13 protein-coding genes and 1 pseudogene are annotated in these 19,914 nt (G+C 63.8%); 7 read left to right on the forward strand and 7 right to left on the reverse strand.

Features of this window, described 5'->3' with window-relative positions; all coding sequences use genetic code 11:
* The first annotated feature begins 206 nt into the window (after nucleotides 1-206).
* Nucleotides 207-1,475, forward strand: a complete 1,269-nt coding sequence (locus HB777_31715; protein QND68062.1) for a class I SAM-dependent methyltransferase — start codon at nucleotides 207-209, stop codon at nucleotides 1,473-1,475.
* Here the strand turns inward: HB777_31715 and HB777_31720 are convergent, their stop codons facing one another.
* On the reverse strand, nucleotides 1,476-2,225 hold the full coding sequence (locus tag HB777_31720) for an MOSC domain-containing protein (GenBank protein ID QND68063.1): 750 nt from the start codon (nucleotides 2,223-2,225) through the stop codon (nucleotides 1,476-1,478). It abuts the gene before it with no gap.
* Nucleotides 2,225-4,180 carry an acetate--CoA ligase gene (gene acs / locus HB777_31725; protein ID QND68064.1) on the reverse strand — a complete coding sequence of 652 codons (1,956 nt, stop codon included), beginning with the start codon at nucleotides 4,178-4,180 and terminating at the stop codon, nucleotides 2,225-2,227. Before acs ends, HB777_31720 begins: the two co-directional genes overlap by 1 nt.
* Before the next feature lie 316 nt (nucleotides 4,181-4,496).
* Between acs and HB777_31730 the strand changes: the two genes are divergently transcribed.
* Nucleotides 4,497-4,769, forward strand: coding sequence for an aspartate-semialdehyde dehydrogenase (locus HB777_31730; GenBank protein ID QND68065.1), 273 nt, complete (start codon nucleotides 4,497-4,499; stop codon nucleotides 4,767-4,769).
* A 305-nt stretch (nucleotides 4,770-5,074) separates the two neighbouring features.
* On the opposite strand, the gene HB777_31735 is transcribed toward HB777_31730, so the two are convergent.
* Entirely contained in the window at nucleotides 5,075-6,109 is a 1,035-nt protein-coding gene (locus HB777_31735; protein ID QND68066.1) for an aldo/keto reductase, read from the reverse strand.
* A 58-nt stretch (nucleotides 6,110-6,167) separates the two neighbouring features.
* Entirely contained in the window at nucleotides 6,168-7,349 is a 1,182-nt protein-coding gene (locus HB777_31740) for an MFS transporter (protein ID QND68976.1), read from the reverse strand.
* A 119-nt stretch (nucleotides 7,350-7,468) separates the two neighbouring features.
* Here HB777_31740 and HB777_31745 point away from each other — a divergent pair, with 119 nt between their 5' ends.
* On the forward strand, nucleotides 7,469-8,377 hold the full coding sequence (locus HB777_31745; GenBank protein ID QND68067.1) for a LysR family transcriptional regulator: 909 nt from the start codon (nucleotides 7,469-7,471) through the stop codon (nucleotides 8,375-8,377).
* A gap of 353 nt (nucleotides 8,378-8,730) precedes the next feature.
* Here HB777_31745 and HB777_31750 read toward each other — a convergent pair whose 3' ends face one another.
* Together HB777_31750 and HB777_31755 are read right to left on the reverse strand one after the other, a co-directional pair.
* Nucleotides 8,731-9,780 (reverse strand): aldo/keto reductase, encoded by a 1,050-nt coding sequence (locus HB777_31750; GenBank protein QND68068.1) that lies wholly within the window; start codon nucleotides 9,778-9,780, stop codon nucleotides 8,731-8,733.
* 111 nt (nucleotides 9,781-9,891) lie between these two features.
* On the reverse strand, nucleotides 9,892-10,554 hold the full coding sequence (locus HB777_31755) for a YggS family pyridoxal phosphate-dependent enzyme (GenBank protein QND68069.1): 663 nt from the start codon (nucleotides 10,552-10,554) through the stop codon (nucleotides 9,892-9,894).
* A 155-nt stretch (nucleotides 10,555-10,709) separates the two neighbouring features.
* Here HB777_31755 and HB777_31760 point away from each other — a divergent pair, with 155 nt between their 5' ends.
* From HB777_31760 to HB777_31770, 3 genes are all read left to right on the forward strand, one after another.
* On the forward strand, nucleotides 10,710-13,334 hold the full coding sequence (locus HB777_31760) for a leucine--tRNA ligase (protein ID QND68070.1): 2,625 nt from the start codon (nucleotides 10,710-10,712) through the stop codon (nucleotides 13,332-13,334).
* Nucleotides 13,321-13,890, forward strand: a complete 570-nt coding sequence (locus tag HB777_31765) for a hypothetical protein (protein QND68071.1) — start codon at nucleotides 13,321-13,323, stop codon at nucleotides 13,888-13,890. The genes HB777_31760 and HB777_31765 overlap by 14 nt, the downstream gene beginning before the upstream one ends.
* A gap of 296 nt (nucleotides 13,891-14,186) precedes the next feature.
* Complete coding sequence (locus tag HB777_31770; protein QND68072.1) at nucleotides 14,187-16,886, forward strand: DNA translocase FtsK; 2,700 nt, start codon at nucleotides 14,187-14,189, stop codon at nucleotides 16,884-16,886.
* Between the two features lie 90 nt (nucleotides 16,887-16,976).
* Here HB777_31770 and fsa read toward each other — a convergent pair whose 3' ends face one another.
* Nucleotides 16,977-17,633 (reverse strand): fructose-6-phosphate aldolase, encoded by a 657-nt coding sequence (gene fsa, locus HB777_31775; GenBank protein ID QND68073.1) that lies wholly within the window; start codon nucleotides 17,631-17,633, stop codon nucleotides 16,977-16,979.
* 90 nt (nucleotides 17,634-17,723) lie between these two features.
* Here fsa and HB777_31780 point away from each other — a divergent pair.
* Nucleotides 17,724-19,908 (forward strand): annotated as a pseudogene (locus HB777_31780) (primosomal protein N').
* The last annotated feature ends 6 nt before the right edge of the window (nucleotides 19,909-19,914 follow it).

Below are 19,914 nucleotides of genomic sequence, written 5' to 3' on the forward strand. Positions count from 1 at the left end.
TCACTCGACATCGGATCACCTCCTTTCGATTTGTTGAACACATACTCATGATGGGGTGCGTTGCAGCAAATGGCAAGGTGCCACCCTCAAAAAGCCGGGTGTGTGTCTTTCCAGACAGGCTTGGCCAGACAGGCTTTGGCCTGACGGGCGGCTTGCAGTCCAGGGGCAAACAGACAACATTGGCGCTCTGGCTTCGGGGAGGAAGCATGGACGCCACCGACAAGGCCGCGCGGATCGTTCGAACGGTTGTTGAAACGCTGAAGCCGGGCTTTGCTGTCAAGCTGTGGACCGGCGAGCGGATTGGCCCCGCCACCGGCCCTGTACTCACCGTCAACGACCCGGACATTGTCTGGCAGATGGTTCGCCGACCCAACTTCTCGACACTGATCGAGATGTGGATTTCCAAGGCCGTCGATGTCGAAGACGGATCGCTGTTTGATTTCTACGCCCTGCCTTCGCAAGGCAAGCTCGGGTCGAAACTCAAGACCTTGCCAAAGCTGGCAATCCTGCGTGACCTGCCGGCCGTGCTGTTTTCAAGGAAACAGATGACGGCGCGGACCGATCTTTCGGGGCGTAATCCCTTCGTCAGCGGTTCGAGCCAGGAAGCGATCCAGCATCACTATGACATCTCGAATGCCTTCTACCGGCTCTTCCTCGACGAGCGCATGGTCTACAGCTGTGGCTACTTCAAGGATTTCGCCAACGGCATCGACCAGGCGCAGACCGACAAGCTCGACCATATCTGTCGCAAGCTCCGGCTGAAGCCTGGCGAACGACTGCTCGACATCGGCTGTGGCTGGGGAGCGATGCTCATCCATGCCGCGAAGAACTATGGCGTCATCGGCCGTGGTGTCTCGCTGTCGGAGGCGCAGACCAATCTTGCCCGCAAGCGCATTCGCACCGAGGGGCTGGAGGACCGCATCACCATCGAGATAAAATCCTATGCCGAACTCTCCGGCTCGTTCGACAAGATCTCGTCGATCGGCATGTTCGAGCACCTCGGCCTTGCCAACCATGCCGCCTATTTCTCGACCGTCCATCGCCTGCTCAAGCCGGGCGGCATCTACCTGCACCATGCCATCACCAGGCGCGGCAAGGGCAGCGCGAAGAAGACGCTGCGCAAGGGCGCGGAATACAAGGCGCTGATCAAATACATCTTTCCCGGTGGCGAGGTCGACACGATCGGCATGACGCTCGGCAATCTCGAGGCGCATGGTTTTCTGGTCCACGATGTCGAGAATTTGCGCGAACACTATGCCCGCACCTGCAGGCTGTGGGCGGAGCGCCTGCACGCACGCTTTGACGAGGCAATCGCCGAGGTGGGAGAAGCCAAGGCGCGGCTATGGCTGCTCTACCTGACGGGCTGTTCGATCACCTTCGAACGCGCCTCGGCACAGATTTTCCAGACCGTCGTCACCAAGCGCGCGCGTGGCCCGAGCGGGCTGCCGCCGACGCGGGCGGATCTGTATCAATGATCAGATGAAGCGCATCGTGTCGCCGATCTCGACGCTGGCCGGCCGATCGACCGTGCAATAGACGCCGAGATTGTGCGCGTTGTGGCGAACCAGATTGCGCAGGATCGCCGGATCGTTTTCGAAGCCGTCCTGGGCGATGATGGTGAAACCGCAGCGGCGACAGGGTTCCGAGATGGTCAGCAGCAGGTCGCCGATCGCCAGCTTGCGGCCGATCCATTCCGTCTCGGGAAACGACCCTTCGATTGCCGCCATGTCGACGACGATGTTGGGACGAAAACGGCGCGGGTCGGGGGCGCCTTCCGGATGCAGTGCCTTCAGGCGCGCCAGCGAAGCCGTCGTCAACAGATGGATCGGCGCCTTGCGATAACGCTCCGCCGTCAGCGGGCCGGAATAGCCGGACGCGGCATTCTCACGGCGAAACGGCCGGATCGAGGCTTCGAAGCCGAGATAGGCCGACACCGCGCGGTCGCTCTCGATACCCGGCGCAGCCAGCCAGCCGCCGTCCGGGACGGCGATCTCGAGTTCGCGGGCCGGTGACAGCCGGGTGCGAATGCGCGGCACCTTGTGCCATTTCGCGTCGCGGTCCGGCCGGGCGATTTCATTGTCGGACACGTCGACAAGGCCGAACAGGCGGTCGCCGTCGATGCTTTCGACCTCGACCGAAATCGCCTCCAGGCGCTCGCCGGCAAGCGAACTCGCCGGATAGCGCCAGAGCTCACTGACAGTGCCCAGCGCGGCCTCGTCCTGCATCAGCCCTTCTTGTTTTGACGGTTGGCGATCAGGTCTTCGACGACGGCCGGGTCGGCGAGCGTCGAGGTGTCGCCCAGGGCAGAGAAATCGTCCTCGGCGATCTTGCGCAGGATGCGGCGCATGATCTTGCCCGAGCGCGTCTTCGGCAGGCCGGGCGCGAACTGGATCTTGTCGGGCGAAGCGATGGCGCCGATCTCCTTGCGGACATGGGCGATCAGCTCCTTGCGCAATTCCTCGCTCGGCTGCTCACCCGCCATCAGCGTGACGTAGCAGTAGATGCCCTGGCCCTTGATGTCGTGCGGATAGCCGACGACGGCGGCTTCCGAGACCTTGTCGTGGCTGACCAGTGCGGATTCGACTTCGGCCGTGCCCATGCGATGGCCGGAGACGTTGATGACGTCGTCGACGCGGCCGGTGATCCAGTAATAGCCGTCGGCGTCACGGCGGCAGCCGTCGCCGGTGAAGTATTTTCCTTTGTAGGTCGAGAAATAGGTCTGGATGAAGCGGTCGTGGTCGCCATAGACGGTGCGCATCTGGCCGGGCCAGGAATCGGTGATGCACAGATTGCCGTCGGCGGCACCTTCCAGCACCTTGCCCTCGCCGTCGACCAGCTGCGGCTTGATGCCGAAGAACGGCCGCGTCGCCGAACCCGCCTTGAGGTCGGTGGCGCCGGGCAGCGGCGTGATCAGGATGCCGCCGGTCTCGGTCTGCCACCAGGTGTCGACGATCGGCACCTTGCCGTTGCCAACGATGTTGAAATACCACTCCCAGGCTTCAGGATTGATCGGCTCGCCGACCGAACCCAGCACGCGCAGCGACTTGCGCGATGTCTTGGTGACATGCGCATCGCCGGCGCCCATCAGCGCGCGCAGCGCCGTCGGCGCGGTGTAGAAGATGTTGACCTTGTGCTTGTCGATGACTTCCCAGAAGCGCGACTGCGACGGATAGTTCGGCACGCCTTCGAACATCAGCGTGGTGGCGCCGTTGGCGAGCGGGCCGTAGACGATGTAGCTGTGGCCGGTGACCCAGCCGACATCGGCGGTGCACCAGTAGATGTCGCCGTCATGATAGTCGAAGACATATTGATGCGTCATCGAGGCGTAGACGAGATAGCCGGCGGTGGTGTGCAGCACACCCTTAGGCTTGCCGGTCGAACCAGACGTGTAGAGGATGAACAGCGGATCCTCGGCCTTCATCTTTTCCGGCTTGCACTCGGCCTTCACCGTCGCGATCTCGTCATGGTACCAGACGTCGCGTCCGGCCACCCAGCCGGTCTTGCCGCCGGTGCGGCGCACGACCACGACCTTTTCGACCTTCGTTCCGGCTTTCGCGGCAATCTCGATCGCCTTGTCGGTGTTCTCCTTCAACGGGATCGGCTTGCCACCGCGCAGGCCCTCGTCTGATGTGATGACGAAGGTCGACTTGCAGTCGTCGATGCGGCCGGCCAGCGCGTCAGGCGAAAAGCCGCCGAAGACGATCGAGTGGATGGCGCCGATACGCGTGCAGGCCAGCATCGCATAGGCCGCTTCCGGGATCATCGGCATGTAGATGGTGACGCGGTCGCCCTTCTTGACGCCGTGCTTCTTCATCACATTGGCGAGCCGGCAGACATGTTCGTAGAGCTCGTTGTAGGTGATCTTCTTGTCGTCGTAGGGATTGTCGCCTTCCCAGATGATGGCGGTCTGGTTGCCGCGCTTCTTCAGGTGCCGGTCGATGCAGTTGACCGAGACGTTGGTCAGCCCGTCCTCGAACCATTTGATCGAGACCTTGCCGTCGAAGGAGGTGTTCTTGACCTTGCTGAAGGGCTTGAACCAGTCGATGCGCTTGCCGTGCTTGCCCCAGAACTTGTCCGGTGACTTGACGCTCTCGGCATACCATTTCAGGTAGGTGTCATTGTCGATCAGCGCGTTTTTCTTCCACGCCGGCTGGACGCGATGGACATGAACCTCGGACATTCCTGACTTTCCTCCCAAACCAATCCGCCGGCTTGAAACGCCGGTGGGATCGCGGCAGAGCTGCCCGCGAATTCGGCGGCATTATTACCAGTTCGTCTGTGATCGCAATATTAGACGTTGGATTCGCGCGGCGGGATGCCGCAGGGGGCTTCTCCGGGGCTGTCAGCACTCGGACAAGCTCGCTGCTAACTGCATGTTTTCGCGCGGAAAACCTGTTCTTGATCAGGAAAAATCAATAGACAGTTAAGCAACGGCGCGCACACTCTGACGTTGGGAGGAAAGGAGACTCAACCAGGGACCGCCCAAGGGGACTGCCATGCGCGACCATTCCGAAATGGACCTGATGCTCAAAGGCTATGGCTTGACCACGGCCAAGATTCTCTATCACTTTCCCGACCATCCGCATCTGCTGCAGAGCTACATCTGGCAAGATTATGACCTCGCTCCGGAATTTCCGGTGCTGATACGGTTCATCGAATTCTGGAAGGCCAAGCTGGACGGGCCGCTGCATTCGATCAGCTACACGCACCAGAAGCTGATCGCGCCGAATGAATGGCGCAAGGTGGACGGCGAGTTCGTGCTGCACTGAGAGCAGTAGGCAGGCATTTTATCGACCACTAGTGGTTGGCGCAAACGCCCATCGCGTCGTCATCCACGGGCGAAGCAAGGAGCGAAGCGACGCGGCGCAGACCCGAGGATCCATGCCGGGACTCCGAAGCGTCACAACGGTGCAGAATTCTGCTCCGCTGCACTTTACGGCCAAGGTCGCGGCATGGATCCTCGGGTCTTCGCGACGCCGCTTCGCGGCTGCTCCGCCCGTGGATGACGAAGTTGAGGGGCTACGGCTACCCCCCAATGTCTATGGCGGCCCCGGAACGTGGGACTGCGACTTAATCACACCGCTGGCGGGTTGAGCCGGGCAAAGCCTTCCTGGCGGCGATAGGGGAAATACGGGTAGGGCGCGGTGACTTCGCTTGCAGCGTCGAGTGTCCCGATCTGCTCCGGCGTCAACGTCCAGCCGACGGCGCCGAGATTCTGGCGCAGCTGTTCCTCGTTGCGGGCGCCGATGATGACCGACGACACGGTGGGGCGCTGCAGCAGCCAGTTGATGGCGATCTGCGGCACGGTCTTGCCGGTTTCCTGCGCCACCGCGTCCAGCGCATCCATGACCCGGTAGAGATGCTCGTCCTCGACCGGCGGCCCGAAGCTCGCCGTGTCGTGCAGCCGGCTCTTTTCCGGCAAGGGCTGGCCACGGCGGATCTTGCCGGTCAGGCGGCCCCAGCCAAGCGGGCTCCACACCAATGCGCCGACGCCCTGGTCGAGGCCGAGCGGCATCAGTTCCCACTCATAGTCGCGACCGACCAGCGAGTAGTAGACCTGATGCGCGACATAACGCGGGTAGCCTTGGCTGTCGGCTTGCGCCAGCGACTTCATCACTTGCCAGCCGGAGAAATTGGAGACGCCGACATAGCGCAGCTTGCCGGCGCGCACGAGTTCGTCCAGCGTCGACAGAACCTCCGCGATCGGGGTGCCGGCATCGAAGGCATGCAGTTGCAAAAGGTCGATGTAGTCGGTGCCGAGACGGGTCAGCGCGGCGTCCACGGATTTGATCAGCCGCGACCGCGACGAGCCGTAGTCGGCCGGGCCGTCGCCCATCGGCAGCGAGGTCTTGGTCGAGATCAGCACGGCGTCGCGGCGCCCCTTGATGGCTTCGCCAAGCACCTCTTCCGAGGCGCCGTTCGAATAGACGTCGGCGGTGTCGAACAGGTTGACGCCGGCCTCCAGGCAGATGTCGATCAGCCGCCGCGCTTCCCTGGCATCGCTGTTGCCCCAGGCGCCGAACAGCGGGCCGGAGCCGCCAAAGGTTCCCGCGCCGAATGAGAGTGCGGGCACTTTCAGGCCCGATGCACCGAGACGTCGATAGTTCATCTTTTTACTCCTGGTGGTGTGGAATGAAGGGTGTCGAAAGCGGGTTTGCCGAGGACGGTCACGACCGAATGGTGGCAGGCTCGCCGAGCGTGGCGGTACGATCGAGACGCAGCGCCAGTCCGGCCACGCCGAGGGCCGCGACCGGCAGCAAGGCGGCGACCCAGGTGAGGGAACCCAGACCAAACCCGTGGGCAATCACCGCACCACCAAGCCAGGCGCCCGCGGCGTTGCCGAGATTGAAGGCGGCGATGTTGAAGGACGAGGCGAGGCTTTGGCCGGCACCTTGCGCCTTGTCCAGCACCCACATCTGCAGCGGCGCCACCGTGGCGAAGGCGGCAGCGCCGAGCAGGCCGACATAGATGACGGCCATCACCTGGCTGTGGATGGCGAAGGTCATGGTGGCGAGCACCAGTGCCAGCACCACGAGACTGCCCAGCACGGCCGGCACCAGCCATCGATCGGCGACCTTGCCGCCAAGCAAATTGCCGGCGATGAGACCGCCGCCGAAGACGAGCAGGATCGGCGACACGGCCGCTTCCTTGAAGCCGCTGATCTCAGTCAACAATGGAGCGATATAGGTGAAGACGGCGAAGACGCCGGCATAGCCGAGCACGGTGGTGGCAAGACCGAGCAGGACGGGCGTGCGGCGCAAAACGGCAAGATCGGCGCGCAGGTCGCTCTTTTCGGGCGCCGTCCGGCTGCGCGGCACCAGGGCCAGGATGACGGCGAAGGCCGCCAGGCCGACCAATGTCACCGCCCAGAAGGTCGCCCGCCAGCCGAAAGCCTGGCCGAGCCAGGTGCCGAAGGGCACGCCGAGAATGTTGGCGATGGTCAGGCCGGTGAACATCAGCGCGATCGCCGAGGCCTTCTTGTTGGGCGCGACCAAGCCGGTGGCGACGACGGAGCCGACGCCGAAGAAGGTGCCGTGGGCGAAGGCGGTGATGATGCGGGCGCCCATCAGCGTCCAGTAGTCGGGCGCCAGCGCACAGGCGAGATTGCCAAGCGTGAAGATCGCCATCAGCGCCAGAAGCACGGTCTTGCGTGGCCAGTTGCCGGTGGCGATGGTCAGCAAGGGCGCGCCGATGACGACGCCGAGGGCATAGCCCGAAATGAGCTGGCCGGCGGCCGAGATCGAAACGCCGAGATCCTTGCTGACATCGAGCAGCAGACCCATGATGACAAATTCGGTGACGCCAATGCCGAAGGCGCCGGCGGCGAGAGCGTAGAGAGCAAGAGGCATGGCGAGTTCCACTTCGATGACGAAGAGCGCCGTCCCGCGCCCCGGCCCCTGAGATCGTGTTGCCATGCATTGTGAACCAGACTTGCCCTGGGCACATTTTCTGTGAAATAGATTCACAAATGGCCAGGCCCGACATCAATCGCTCCGGCGAGATCGAAGTGTTCGTGCGCGTCGTCGAGGCTGGAAGCTTTTCAGCCGCCGCGCGCGAACTGCGCATGACGCCTTCGGCGGTGAGCAAGCTGATCGCGCGGCTGGAGGCCCGGCTTGGCGCGCGGCTGGTCAGCCGCTCGACGCGAAAGCTGCAACTGACGCCGGAAGGCACAGCGTTCTACGAGAGCGGCCTGCGCATCCTCGCCGACATGGCGGCGGCCGAGCAGGAGGCGGCGGCGGGCGCGGCACCGCGCGGACGGCTGCGCGTCAACAGCTACGTGCCCTTCGGGGTGCATCGGCTGATCCCGCTGCTGCCGCGCTTCCTCCAACGGTATCCGGAGATTTCGGTCGATCTTGTGCTGACCGATAGCGTCATCGACCTGATGGCGGAACGCGCCGATGTCGCCATCCGTGCCGGGCCGCTGAGCGAGTCACGGCTGGTGGCACGCAAGCTCGGGCAAAGCCCGGTGGTGGTCGTTGCAGCACCTTCCTACCTCGAGACGCACGGCATGCCGCTGACGCCATCCGATCTCGACAGGCACAACCGCATGGGTTTCGGATTCGTGCGGCATGTCGATGGCTGGCCGTTCCTCGACGCGGAAGGCCGCGCCATCATGGTTCCGATCATCGGCAACACGCTGGTCAGCGATGGCGAGGCGATGCGGCTGATGGTGCTGGCGGGCACGGGCATCGCCCGGCTGGCCCGCTGGCATGTGGCGGCCGATATCGCCGCCGGCCGGCTGGTGTCGCTGCTGGAGGCATTCAATCCCGGCGACGAGGAGCCCACCCACGCCGTCTATGTCGGCCAGGGCCGGCATCTGCCGGCACGGGTGCGCGCCTTTCTCGACTTTCTGGGCGAGAGCGTCAGGTTGGCCTGAGAGGATCGCAATCACTTTGGACCAACGGCAGTTTCCAATCTATGGCCGAGACTGCCAATTGTCGAAGTTGGCGCTGCCCCTCATCGCCCTGCCGGGCACTTCTCCCCGTATAGTGACGGGGAGAAGGGGGCTGGCCGCAACCTCGGCACCCATCTTGCTACGCTGGAGATTGGCGAAACCATCGATGACAGCGCCCCTCTCCCCGTCATTTTACGGGGAGAGGATGCCGGCAGGCAGGTGAGGGGCGGCGCCAGCGCTCGGAAAAGAGTGACGGGGCGAATACGAACCTGAAGTGATTGCCCTGGATGGTTCTCGGGAGCCGATTGGCTCCCGAGATAGCCGTGCCGGCAGCCTTACGCCTTCGGCGTGAACGGCGCCGGGCGTCGGCCCGCTGCCTGGCGCTCCAGCATCCAGCCGGGATATTCGGACGGCAGGGCGCTAACCTCGTCGAGACGAACCAGATCGTCGGTGTCGAGCTTCACTTCAGTCGCGGCAAGGTTCTGCTCCAGCTGTTCCATGCAGCTGGCGCCGATGATGACGCTCATCACGAAAGGCTTGGCCAGGACATAGCCGAGCGCCACCGTGGCGACGCTCACATCATGCTTTTTGGCGATCTCGCGCATGACGGCAACGGCTGCCCAGGCACGGTCCTCATTGACCGGCGGGAAGTTGAAGGAAGCGCGGCGGCCTTCGCCATTGCCGGGTGCGCCGGGGCCATATTTGCCGGACAGCAGGCCGCCGGCCATCGGCGACCACACCATCAGGCCGAGCTTCTCCTCGTTGAGCAGTGGCACGATTTCGCGCTCGAGGTCGCGGCCAGCGATCGAATAATAGGACTGGACGGTCTCGAAACGGGCGAAGCCCTTGCGCTCGGCAATGCCGAGCGCCTTGGCGATGCGCCATGCCGCCCAGTTCGAGACGCCGACATAGCGGACCTTGCCGCTGGCAACCAGATCGTCCAGCGCCCGCAACGTCTCGTCGATCGGCGTCACGGTGTCGGTGCCGTGCAGCTGGTAGAGATCGATATGATCGAGCTGCAGGCGCTCGAGGCTGGCATCGACCGAATCCATGATGTGGCCGCGAGAGGAGCCACGCTGGTTGGGGCCTTCGCCCATGGCGCCATGCGCCTTGGTGGCGATGACGACGTTTTGCCTGTTGACCTTGAGATCCCTGAGCGATTGGCCAAGCAGGCGCTCGGACTCGCCGAAGGAGTAGACGTCGGCCGTGTCGAAGAAATTGACGCCGGCGGCGAGCGAATGGGCGACGATCTCGTTGACGCCCTTCTGGTCGAGGCTGGCGATCAGGCCCCATTGGGCATTTTCACCGGCAGCACCGAAGGTCATGGTGCCGAGGCAGATTTCGGAGACGAACATCCCCGTATTTCCAAGCTGGTTGTAACGCATGGTGGAGGCTCCAGAGAGTTTGTGATGGCACAAAGCAAATAGGAACGGTACGTTTCGTTTCCAGTCTTGGAGCAACGAGCCTGTCGATCTGGCCTAAAAGCCGTTGCCCTCTCAGCGGCTGCCGAAGATCGCCGAGCCGACCCGGACGCTGGTGGCGCCGAAGGCGATTGCTGTTTCGTAGTCGCCGGACATGCCCATTGACAGTCTGGCGACGCCAGCTTCCTTGCTGAGCTTCTCCAGCAAGGCGAAATGGGGGCCGGGGTTCTCGTCGGCCGGCGGGATGCACATCAGGCCTTCGATGGCGAGGCCATGCACATCGCGGCAGCGGGCGACGAAGGCCACGGCGTCGCGCGGTTCGATGCCGGCCTTCTGCGGCTCGGAGCCAGTGTTGACCTGGACGTAGAGCTTTGGCGCGCGGCCCTGTTTGGCGATCTCCTTGGCGAGTTCGGCGGCGATCTTTTCGCGATCGACCGTCTCGATGACGTCGAACAGTGCTACCGCTTCCCTAGCCTTGTTGGATTGCAGCGGGCCGATCAGATGCAGCTCGATGCCAGGAAATGCGTCCTTCAGATCAGGCCATTTGCCTTGCGCTTCCTGCACGCGATTCTCGCCGAAGACGCGCTGGCCGGCCTCGATGACGGGGCTTATCTCGGCGGCGTCAAAGGTCTTGGAAACCGCGACCAGCGTCACCGCGCCAGCCTCGCGACCGGCCTCGCGCTCGGCGGCGGCGATCTTCGCCTTGACCGCGAAAAACTGCTGAACGGCATCGCCCATATGCAAATCCTGCTGTTTTGGCCCGCGTTTTTGTCAGACGCGATACCCATATGGTTGACGGGTTTGCCAAACCATGGTGAACACCCGGACCACATTCCCTCAACTGCCGAGCCGTCGCCCGCAGTTCGCGCATGCTTTTAAGTGAAAAACGTCCCATGGCAACCGAACGATACAATCCGCGCGCGTCAGAGCCCAAATGGCAGAAGGCCTGGGACGCCAAGAAGCTGTTCGAAGCGCACAATGACGATCCGCGCCCGAAATACTACGTGCTGGAGATGTTCCCCTATCCGTCGGGGCGCATCCATATCGGCCACACCCGCAATTATACGATGGGCGACGTGGTGGCGCGCTACAAGCGGGCCAAGGGTTTCAACGTGCTGCACCCGATGGGCTGGGACGCCTTCGGGATGCCGGCCGAAAACGCGGCGATGCAAAACAAGGTCCACCCCAAGGAATGGACCTACCAGAACATCGCCACCATGCGCGAGCAGCTCAAGGTCATGGGCCTGTCGCTGGACTGGGCGCGCGAATTCGCCACCTGCGACGTCGACTATTATCACCGCCAGCAGATGCTGTTCCTGGACTTCGTCGAGAAGAGGCTGGTGACGCGCAAATCCTCCAAGGTCAACTGGGACCCGGAGGACATGACCGTGCTCGCCAACGAGCAGGTTATCGACGGGCGCGGCTGGCGCTCGGGCGCGCTGGTCGAACAGCGCGAACTGACGCAGTGGTTCTTCAAGATCACCGACTTTGCGCAGGATCTGCTGGATTCGCTCGACGGCCTCGACGAATGGCCGGAAAAAGTGAAGCTGATGCAGCAGAACTGGATCGGCCGCTCGGAAGGCCTGCTGATCCGCTGGCCTCTGGCAGCCGCGTCTGATGGCGAGCATGAGCTGGAAGTTTATACGACGCGGCCCGACACCATCTTCGGCGCGTCCTTCATGGCCGTCGCCGCCGATCATCCGCTGGCCAAAAAGGCCGCCGAGAGCAATCCGGCGCTGGCGAAGTTCATTGAGGAAGTCCGTCATATGGGCACCTCGGTGGCGGCGCTGGAGACGGCGGAGAAGAAGGGTTTTGACACCGGCATCCGCGTCGTCCATCCGTTTGACGACTCATGGACGCTGCCCGTCTATGTCGCTAATTTCGTTTTGATGGAATACGGCACGGGCGCCATCTTCGGTTGCCCGTCAGGCGACCAGCGCGACCTCGACTTCGCCAACAAATACGGCCTGCCGGTGATTCCGGTGGTGATGCCGGAAGGCGAGAATCCGGCGACGTTCCAGATCATCGATGAGGCCTATGACGGCGACGGCGTGATGATCAATTCGCGCTTCCTCGACGGCATGAAGCCGGATCAGGCTTTCGCCGAGGTGGCGAAACTGCTGGAGCAGAAGACCATCGGCAACCGGCCGATGGCCGAGCGCAAGGTGAATTTCCGCCTGCGTGACTGGGGCATTTCGCGCCAGCGCTACTGGGGCTGCCCGATCCCGATGATCCATTGCGAGGATTGCGGCGTGGTGCCGGTGCCGAAGGCAGACCTGCCGGTCAAGCTGCCCGACGATGTCGATTTCGACCGGCCGGGCAATCCGCTCGACCGGCATCCGACATGGCGGCATGTGAAGTGCCCGCAATGCGGCAAGGATGCGCGGCGCGAAACCGACACGATGGACACGTTCGTCGATTCGTCCTGGTATTTCGCCCGCTTCACGGCACCGTGGGCGCATGAACCGACCGATCCCAGGGCGGCGAATGAATGGCTGCCGGTCGACCAGTATATTGGCGGCATCGAGCACGCGATCCTGCACCTGCTCTATTCGCGCTTCTTCACCCGCGCCATGCGTGAGACCGGCCATGTCGATCTGGCCGAGCCGTTCAAGGGCCTGTTCACGCAAGGCATGGTGGTGCACGAAACCTACCGCGTCGGCTCTGCATCGAATGGCCGCTGGCTGGCGCCCACCGAGGTTCGGCTGGAGGACCTCGACGGCAAGCGCAGCGCCATCGACATTGCCACCGGCGAGGCCGTCACCATCGGCCCACTGGAAAAGATGTCGAAGTCGAAGAAGAATACGGTGAGCCCGGAAGACATCACCGACGGCTACGGCGCCGATACGGCGCGCTGGTTCATGCTGTCGGATTCGCCGCCCGAGCGCGATGTCGAATGGACCGACGATGGCGCCGCCGGCGCGCATCGCTTCATCCAGCGCATCTGGCGCCTGGTGTCGACGGCGGCCGAGACGCTGGCCGGCATCAAGCCCGCGGCGGCCAGCAGCGGCGAGGCCGCGGTGGTTTCCAAGGCCGCGCACAAGATCCTGAAGGCGGTCGGTGAGGATATCGAGAAGCTCGCTTTCAACCGCGCCATCGCCCGCATGTACGAACTGGCCAACGCGCTGACCACGCCGCTCAACGAGGTGGCCGAAGGCAAGGCCGATGCAGCGCTGAAAGGCGCCTGCCGGCAGGCCGTGGAGATTCTCGTGCATCTGATCGCGCCGGTCATGCCGCATCTGGCCGAGGAGTGCTGGGAAACGCTCGGCGGCACCGATCTGGTAGCCGAACGGCCGTGGCCGGTCTTCGATCCGGCGCTGGTCGTCGACAACGAAGTCACCTATCCGGTGCAGGTCAACGGCAAGAAGCGGGGGGATTTGACAATTGCCCGCGACGCGGACCAAGGTGCGGTCGAAAAAGCGGTATTGGCTCTCGACTTCGTGCAGAAAGCACTCGAAGGTAAGGCTCCGCGCAAGGTGATCATCGTGCCGCAGAGGATCGTCAATGTCGTTGCCTGATCGGGAAAAGACAGAGTTGAGCCGTTTGCTGCGCCGCATCGCGCTCGCCGGCCTGGTCGGCTCGCTCGCGCTTGTCTCGGCCTGTACGGTACGGCCGCTCTATTCGAGTGCGCCGCTGTCGGGGTCGCAGGCCAGCGCCAGTGCCGAGCTGGCGTCGATCGGCATCAAGCCCGTCAATACGCGTTACGGCCAACAGGTGCGCAACAATTTGATTTTCGGGTTTGGCAGGGGCGCCGGCGAGCCGGCCTATTCGCTCACTCTGGGCGTGACCGAAGCCGTCGAGTCCTCGGCCCTTGTGCAGGTGGGAACCGACCAGGACGAGCCGACCGCCGGTTCCGTGACGCTGACCGGCACCTATACGCTGGCCGATGCGAAGACCGGTGCGGTGATCGCATCCGGCAAGCGTTCGATCACCTCGTCCTTCGACAGGCCGCGTCAGGAATTCGCCGCATACCGGGCGCAGATCGACGCCGAGAATCGCTCCGCGCGCGAACTGGCGGAAGCGCTGCAGCTGTCCATCGCCCAGGATCTGGTCAGGCACGCCAAGACTGGCTAAGGCGGCTCATCGTTTCCCGGAAACGGTCTAGCGCCCCAAGCATGAAATGACGATCCGGCGCCGAAGCCAGATCGTCCGGCATTGCTGCGACAATGCGCCACCACAAATCCTCAATGGCACAGCGAGCAGATTGCGCCACCAGCGTGTGCGCTGTGGGACGACGATCGTGCCGCGTCGCTCATAGGGGCTGTCACGACGATTTTGCTGCCCAGGGATGGTTGGCGATCCATCCGGGAAGCAACTGTTAACCACTCGCTCCCTATTGCTCGGCAGACATTGCAGAGTGAGTCTTGAGAATGGAAGCCAGGCGTTTTTCCCGGGTCAATTTGTCGAAGGCAGCATCGCCCGATGATCCCGAGGGGAAGCGTTTCGACGGCAGTAGCGACAAGAGCGGTCAGCGAATTTCTTCAGCCGCGACAGGCGCTCTTGATCGTCCGGCGCACAAGGGACTGGATGGCCGGCAGCCCGGTACACAGCAGACCGGCTATTCCGCACCGGTTGTCGATCTCGGCGGCAACAAGCGGCCCTATATGGAGCCGAGGGGTAGCGTAGAGGCGAGCAACGCGTCCTCGAAAATCGGCGATATCGAAAGTCCTGCCTGGCAAGAATATTTCTTCCTCGCACCCAATGTGCGGTTTACCCGAACGCCGGACTACGAACCCAAAAAACAGCGCCAGCAGCAAGACCGCCTTGTCGAGCAAGCCGGTCCAGGGGCCGTTCCGACGCAGCAAGCAGCCGCGCAACCCATGGTCGGCGAGGCATCCTCCGCTCCCTCGCTCCTGGCATTGCCGGCGTCGGTGAAAAGCCCTGCGTCCCAGCCGCTGGCCGGCCGCGGAGCCGCCACGCAAAGGCCGTCACCGCCGGCTGCACCTTTCGTTCCTCCGGGCCGCGCCGGAGAGACAGCGCGCGTCGTTACTGCGGTGCCGCCGATGACGGCCGCAACGGGACGAGCAGCCGCGCGCACGGTTGCCGTTTCGGGCGCCCCGAGCAAACCGGCGGCCCCCGAAAAGCTGCGCTGGCCCCATCTTTCGGATCATGCTTTCTTCGAGGCTATGGCGCCCTATCTGGTCGATGTTTCATCCCAGGCCCGGCAGGCCAGCCCAACCTCGCCTGCACCGGTCGCCGCAGTGCCCGTCGCCGCTACGCGGGTCGACATCCGCCCGCCGATAGCGGCCGATGCCACCTCGCTGTTTCGTGTTATCGAATGCCTTCCAGGCCAGGTCTCGAAGCCTTTGCCGGACGTCTCGCCGGCCAATTCGAACCAGGCCGTCGTCCAGCCCGACGTGCCTGCGAGCAGCGCGCCGTCGCGGGCCGAGGCTGCTGCCAAAAGCGATGCCATTCCTGCGCCGGCCGCGCCAAAGGTGGACGTCCCTGTCAGGGTCGCTGCCGCTCGCTCCCCGCGTTTGCCTGGAGCCGGAAAGATTGCGCCATCAAACTCGGGCGATCCCTATGAGCTTCCCCCGGAAGACCTGCTGCAGCAGCCCCCGGAGGGGCAAGGCTTCTACATGTCGCAGGAGCGGCTCGAGCAGAATGCCGATCTGCTGGAAAGCGTGCTCGAAGATTTCGGTGTGCGCGGCGAGATCATTCATGTTCGCCCAGGCCCTGTCGTCACGCTCTATGAGTTCGAGCCGGCGCCGGGCGTCAAATCCTCTCGCGTCATCGGGCTTGCCGATGATATCGCCCGCTCCATGTCGGCGATTTCGGCGCGCGTCGCCGTCGTGCCTGGCCGCAACGTCATCGGCATCGAACTTCCGAACGAGACGCGCGAAACCGTCTATTTCCGCGAGCTGATCGAATCGGAGGGCTTTCGCAAGACCAGCTGCAAGCTGGCGCTTTGCTTGGGCAAGACGATCGGCGGCGAGCCTGTCATCGCCGAGCTGGCGAAGATGCCGCATCTGCTCGTGGCCGGAACCACCGGCTCCGGCAAGTCGGTTGCCATCAACACCATGATCCTGTCGTTGCTCTACCGGCTGAAGCCGGAAGAATGCCGGCTGATCATGGTCGATCCCAAGATGCTCGAACTCTCCGTCTATGACGGCATCCCGCATCTTCTGACGCCCGTCGTCACGGATCCCAAGAAAGCCGTCACCGCGCTCAAGTGGGCGGTGCGCGAAATGGAGGACCGGTATCGCAAGATGGCGCGGCTCGGTGTGCGCAACATCGACGGCTACAACGAGCGCGCGGCCCAAGCCCGCGACAAGGGCGAGACAGTTGTCATGACGGTGCAGACCGGCTTCGAAAAGGGCACCGGCGAGCCGCTTTTCGAACAGCAGGAAATCGACCTTGCGCCGATGCCCTACATCGTCGTCATCGTCGACGAGATGGCCGACCTTATGATGGTCGCCGGCAAGGAGATCGAAGGCGCGATCCAGCGTCTGGCGCAGATGGCGCGCGCCGCCGGCATTCACCTGATCATGGCAACGCAACGCCCCTCGGTCGATGTCATCACGGGCACGATCAAGGCGAACTTTCCAACCCGCATCTCATTCCAGGTAACGTCCAAGATCGATAGCCGCACCATCCTGGGCGAACAGGGGGCCGAACAGCTGCTCGGCCAGGGCGACATGCTGCACATGATGGGTGGCGGGCGCATTTCGCGTGTGCATGGTCCCTTCGTTTCCGACGCGGAGGTCGAGCATGTCGTCGCGCATCTGAAGGCGCAGGGCCGCCCCGAATATCTGGAAACCGTTACGGCCGACGAGGATGAGGAAGAAATCGAAGACGACCAGGGCGCGGTCTTCGACAAGGGATCCGTTGCAGCCGAAGACAGCGATGCCATCTACGACGAGGCGGTCAAGGTGGTGGTGCGCGACAAGAAGTGTTCGACGTCCTACATCCAGCGCCGCCTGGGCATCGGCTACAACCGTGCCGCATCCCTGGTTGAGCGCATGGAAAAGGAAGGCTTGGTCGGCACACCCAACCATGTCGGCAAACGCGAGATCATCATGGGACGTCGCCAGCAGACGACCGCGCCTGACGATGACGGCGCGGATTGAGCGGCGGGCTCCTTTGGCGATTTGGCTTCGCCTGAAGCGCAACAAAAAAGGCCGGTTGCCCGGCCTTTTCTAGTTGAAAGTGTTGTGGTTTCAGCCGATCTTCTGGCCGGTCTTGGCCCAGTCGGCGAGGAACTGTTCCAGGCCCTTGTCGGTCAGCGGGTGCTTGACCAGTGCCTTCAGGGTCGCCGGCGGTGCGGTCACAACATCGGCGCCGATCAGTGCCGCCTGCTTGACATGGTTCACGGTGCGCACCGAAGCGACGAGGATCTCGGTCTGGAAATCGTAATTGTCGTAGATCTGCCGGATCTCCTGGATCAGCTCCATGCCGTCCGAGCCGGTGTCGTCGACACGGCCGACGAAGGGCGAGATGAAGGAGGCGCCGGCCTTGGCCGCCAGCAGCGCCTGGTTGGCCGAGAAGCAGAGAGTCACGTTGACCATACGGTTCATCTGCGTGCGGATGGTCTTGCAGGCCTTCAGTCCGTCGAGCGTCAGCGGCACCTTGATGCAGACATTGGGCGCGATCTTGGCCAGCACCTCGGCCTCCGCCATCATGTCCTTGAATTCGGTCGCCACGACCTCCGCCGAGACCGGACCTTCGACGATATCGCAGATCTGCTTGGTGACGTCGGCGATCTTGCCGCCCGATTTGAGGATCAGCGACGGATTGGTGGTAACGCCGTCGAGCAGTCCAAGATCGTTCAGCTCACGGATATCCTTGATGTCGGCGGTGTCGACAAAAAATTTCATGGCGGGTCTCCTGAAGATTCTTATGTGCATGCCATGCACATTCGGGGTCGGCCTTTGATCTAGACCAAAGTCAGGGCAAGGTCACGCCTCATGATCGAAGATTCGCCCTTTGTCGCAGCCGCACCGGTGCTGGTGCCGATGCCCGCCGAACGCCCCTACACCTATGCCGTGCCAGCCGGCATGCGCGTGGTGCCGGGCTCGATCGTGCGCGTGCCGCTTGGTCCGCGCCAGGTCGCCGGCATCGTCTGGGACGGCGCGGTCGAGAAGGTCGACGCGAAGAAGCTGCGCCCCATCGAACAGGTCTTCGATTGCCCGCCGATAGACCGCGCCATGCGCCGTTTCGTCGACTGGGTGGCGCAGTACACGCTGTCGCCGCCAGGCATGGTGGCGCGCATGCTGCTCAGGGCGCCGGAGGCTTTCGATCCCGAACCGTGGATCGAGGGGCTGCAGCGCACGCTTCTCGCACCCGACCGGATGACGGGGGCCAGGCAGCGCGTGCTGGAGACGGCCGAAGGCGGGCTTGCCTGGACGCGATCCGGCCTCGCCCATGCCGCCGGCGTGTCGTCGACGGTGATCGACGGCCTGAGGGCGCAAGGCGTGTTCGAGACGGTGATGATCCCGCCGCGCCCGGTGGTGGCCGCGCCAGACTCGAGCTACGCCATACCGGAATTGATGCCGGACCAGAGCGACGCGGCGCTGATGCTGCGCGCCAATGTCGCAGCCGGCGTGTTCAACGTCGCGCTGCTCGACGGCGTCACCGGTTCGGGCAAGACGGAGGTCTATTTCGAGGCGGTGGCGGCCGCGCTCGACAAGGGCAAGCAGGTGCTGATCCTGCTGCCGGAAATCGCGCTGACGCATGCCTTTCTCGAGCGCTTCCAGCAGCGCTTCGGCGCCAAGCCGGGCGAATGGCATTCCGACCTGCCGCCCAGGATGCGCGAAAAAGTCTGGCGGCAAGTGGCGGAGGGCGGCGTGCGCGTCGTCGCCGGCGCGCGCTCGGCGCTGTTCCTGCCGTTCAAGGAGCTCGGCCTGATCGTCGTCGACGAGGAGCACGACCCTGCCTACAAGCAGGAGGACCGCGTCTTCTACAATGCGCGCGACATGGCTGTGGTGCGCGGCCATATCGGCAGCTTTCCGGTCGTGCTGGCGTCGGCGACGCCGTCGGTCGAAAGCCGGGTGAATGCGAGCCAAGGCAAATACAACAGAGCCGTTCTCTCTGCCCGTTTCGCCGAGGCCGCTCTTCCGCATCTGAAGGCGGTCGACATGCGGCGCGCACCGCCGGCGCGCGGCGGCTTCCTGTCGCCGGTGCTGCTCGACCAGATGCGCCAGACGCTGGAGAGGAAGGAGCAGTCGCTATTGTTCCTCAACCGGCGCGGCTATGCGCCGCTGACGCTGTGCCGGGTTTGCGGGCATCGCTTCGGCTGCCCGGTCTGCTCGGCCTGGCTGGTCGAGCATCGTTTTCGCGGCCAGCTGGTCTGTCATCATTGCGGGCACAATGAGCGCCGGCCCGAAGCCTGCCCGGAATGCGGCACGCTCGACCATCTGGTCGCCTGCGGACCGGGCGTCGAGCGCATCGCCGAAGAGGTCGTCACGCATTTCCCCGACGCGCGCACCATTGTCTTGTCATCCGACCTGATGGGCGGCGTGCGGCGGCTGCGGCTGGAACTGGAGGCGATCGCTGATGGCGAGGCCGACATCGTCATCGGCACGCAGCTCGTCGCCAAGGGTCACAACTTTCCCAACATGACGCTGGTCGGCATCGTCGATGCCGATCTCGGCCTTGCCAATGGCGATCCGCGCGCCGCCGAGCGTACGTTCCAGTTGCTCAGCCAGGTCACCGGCCGCGCCGGCCGTACCGGCAAGAAGAGCCTCGGCCTGCTGCAGACTTTTTCAGCCCGACCACCCGGTGATGCGGGCGATCGTGTCGGGCGACGCCGAGGCTTTTTACGAGCGCGAGATTGCCGAGCGCGAACGGGCCGCCCTGCCGCCTTTCGGTCGGCTCGCCGGTGTCATCGTCAGTGCGGTGACGCGAGCGGAAGCCGAAGGCCATGCACGCGGCCTACGCCGCGCCGCGCCCGAGGCGTCAGATCTCTTCGTGCTGGGGCCCGCCGAGGCGCCGCTGTCCCTGCTCGGCGGCCGTCACCGTTTCCGCCTGCTGATCCAGGGTGAGCGGCGCGCCGACATACAGGGCTTCATCCGCGCGATGCTGGCCAATGGGCCGAAGCAGCGCGGTTCGGTCAGGGTGCAGGTCGATATCGACCCGCAGAGCTTTTTGTAACTTTGG

Origin of the sequence: Mesorhizobium loti, assembly GCA_014189435.1 — a bacterium.
GTDB classification, from domain to species: domain Bacteria; phylum Pseudomonadota; class Alphaproteobacteria; order Rhizobiales; family Rhizobiaceae; genus Mesorhizobium; species Mesorhizobium loti_G.

Coding starts and splice junctions, on each gene's coding strand:
- HB777_31715 (QND68062.1), top strand. CDS start 207: ATGGACGCCACCGACAAGGCCGCGCGGATCGTTCGAACGGTTGTTGAA.
- HB777_31720 (QND68063.1), bottom strand. CDS start 2,225: ATGCAGGACGAGGCCGCGCTGGGCACTGTCAGTGAGCTCTGGCGCTAT.
- acs (QND68064.1), bottom strand. CDS start 4,180: ATGTCCGAGGTTCATGTCCATCGCGTCCAGCCGGCGTGGAAGAAAAAC.
- HB777_31730 (QND68065.1), top strand. CDS start 4,497: ATGCGCGACCATTCCGAAATGGACCTGATGCTCAAAGGCTATGGCTTG.
- HB777_31735 (QND68066.1), bottom strand. CDS start 6,109: ATGAACTATCGACGTCTCGGTGCATCGGGCCTGAAAGTGCCCGCACTC.
- HB777_31740 (QND68976.1), bottom strand. CDS start 7,349: ATGCCTCTTGCTCTCTACGCTCTCGCCGCCGGCGCCTTCGGCATTGGC.
- HB777_31745 (QND68067.1), top strand. CDS start 7,469: ATGGCCAGGCCCGACATCAATCGCTCCGGCGAGATCGAAGTGTTCGTG.
- HB777_31750 (QND68068.1), bottom strand. CDS start 9,780: ATGCGTTACAACCAGCTTGGAAATACGGGGATGTTCGTCTCCGAAATC.
- HB777_31755 (QND68069.1), bottom strand. CDS start 10,554: ATGGGCGATGCCGTTCAGCAGTTTTTCGCGGTCAAGGCGAAGATCGCC.
- HB777_31760 (QND68070.1), top strand. CDS start 10,710: ATGGCAACCGAACGATACAATCCGCGCGCGTCAGAGCCCAAATGGCAG.
- HB777_31765 (QND68071.1), top strand. CDS start 13,321: ATGTCGTTGCCTGATCGGGAAAAGACAGAGTTGAGCCGTTTGCTGCGC.
- HB777_31770 (QND68072.1), top strand. CDS start 14,187: ATGGAAGCCAGGCGTTTTTCCCGGGTCAATTTGTCGAAGGCAGCATCG.
- fsa (QND68073.1), bottom strand. CDS start 17,633: ATGAAATTTTTTGTCGACACCGCCGACATCAAGGATATCCGTGAGCTG.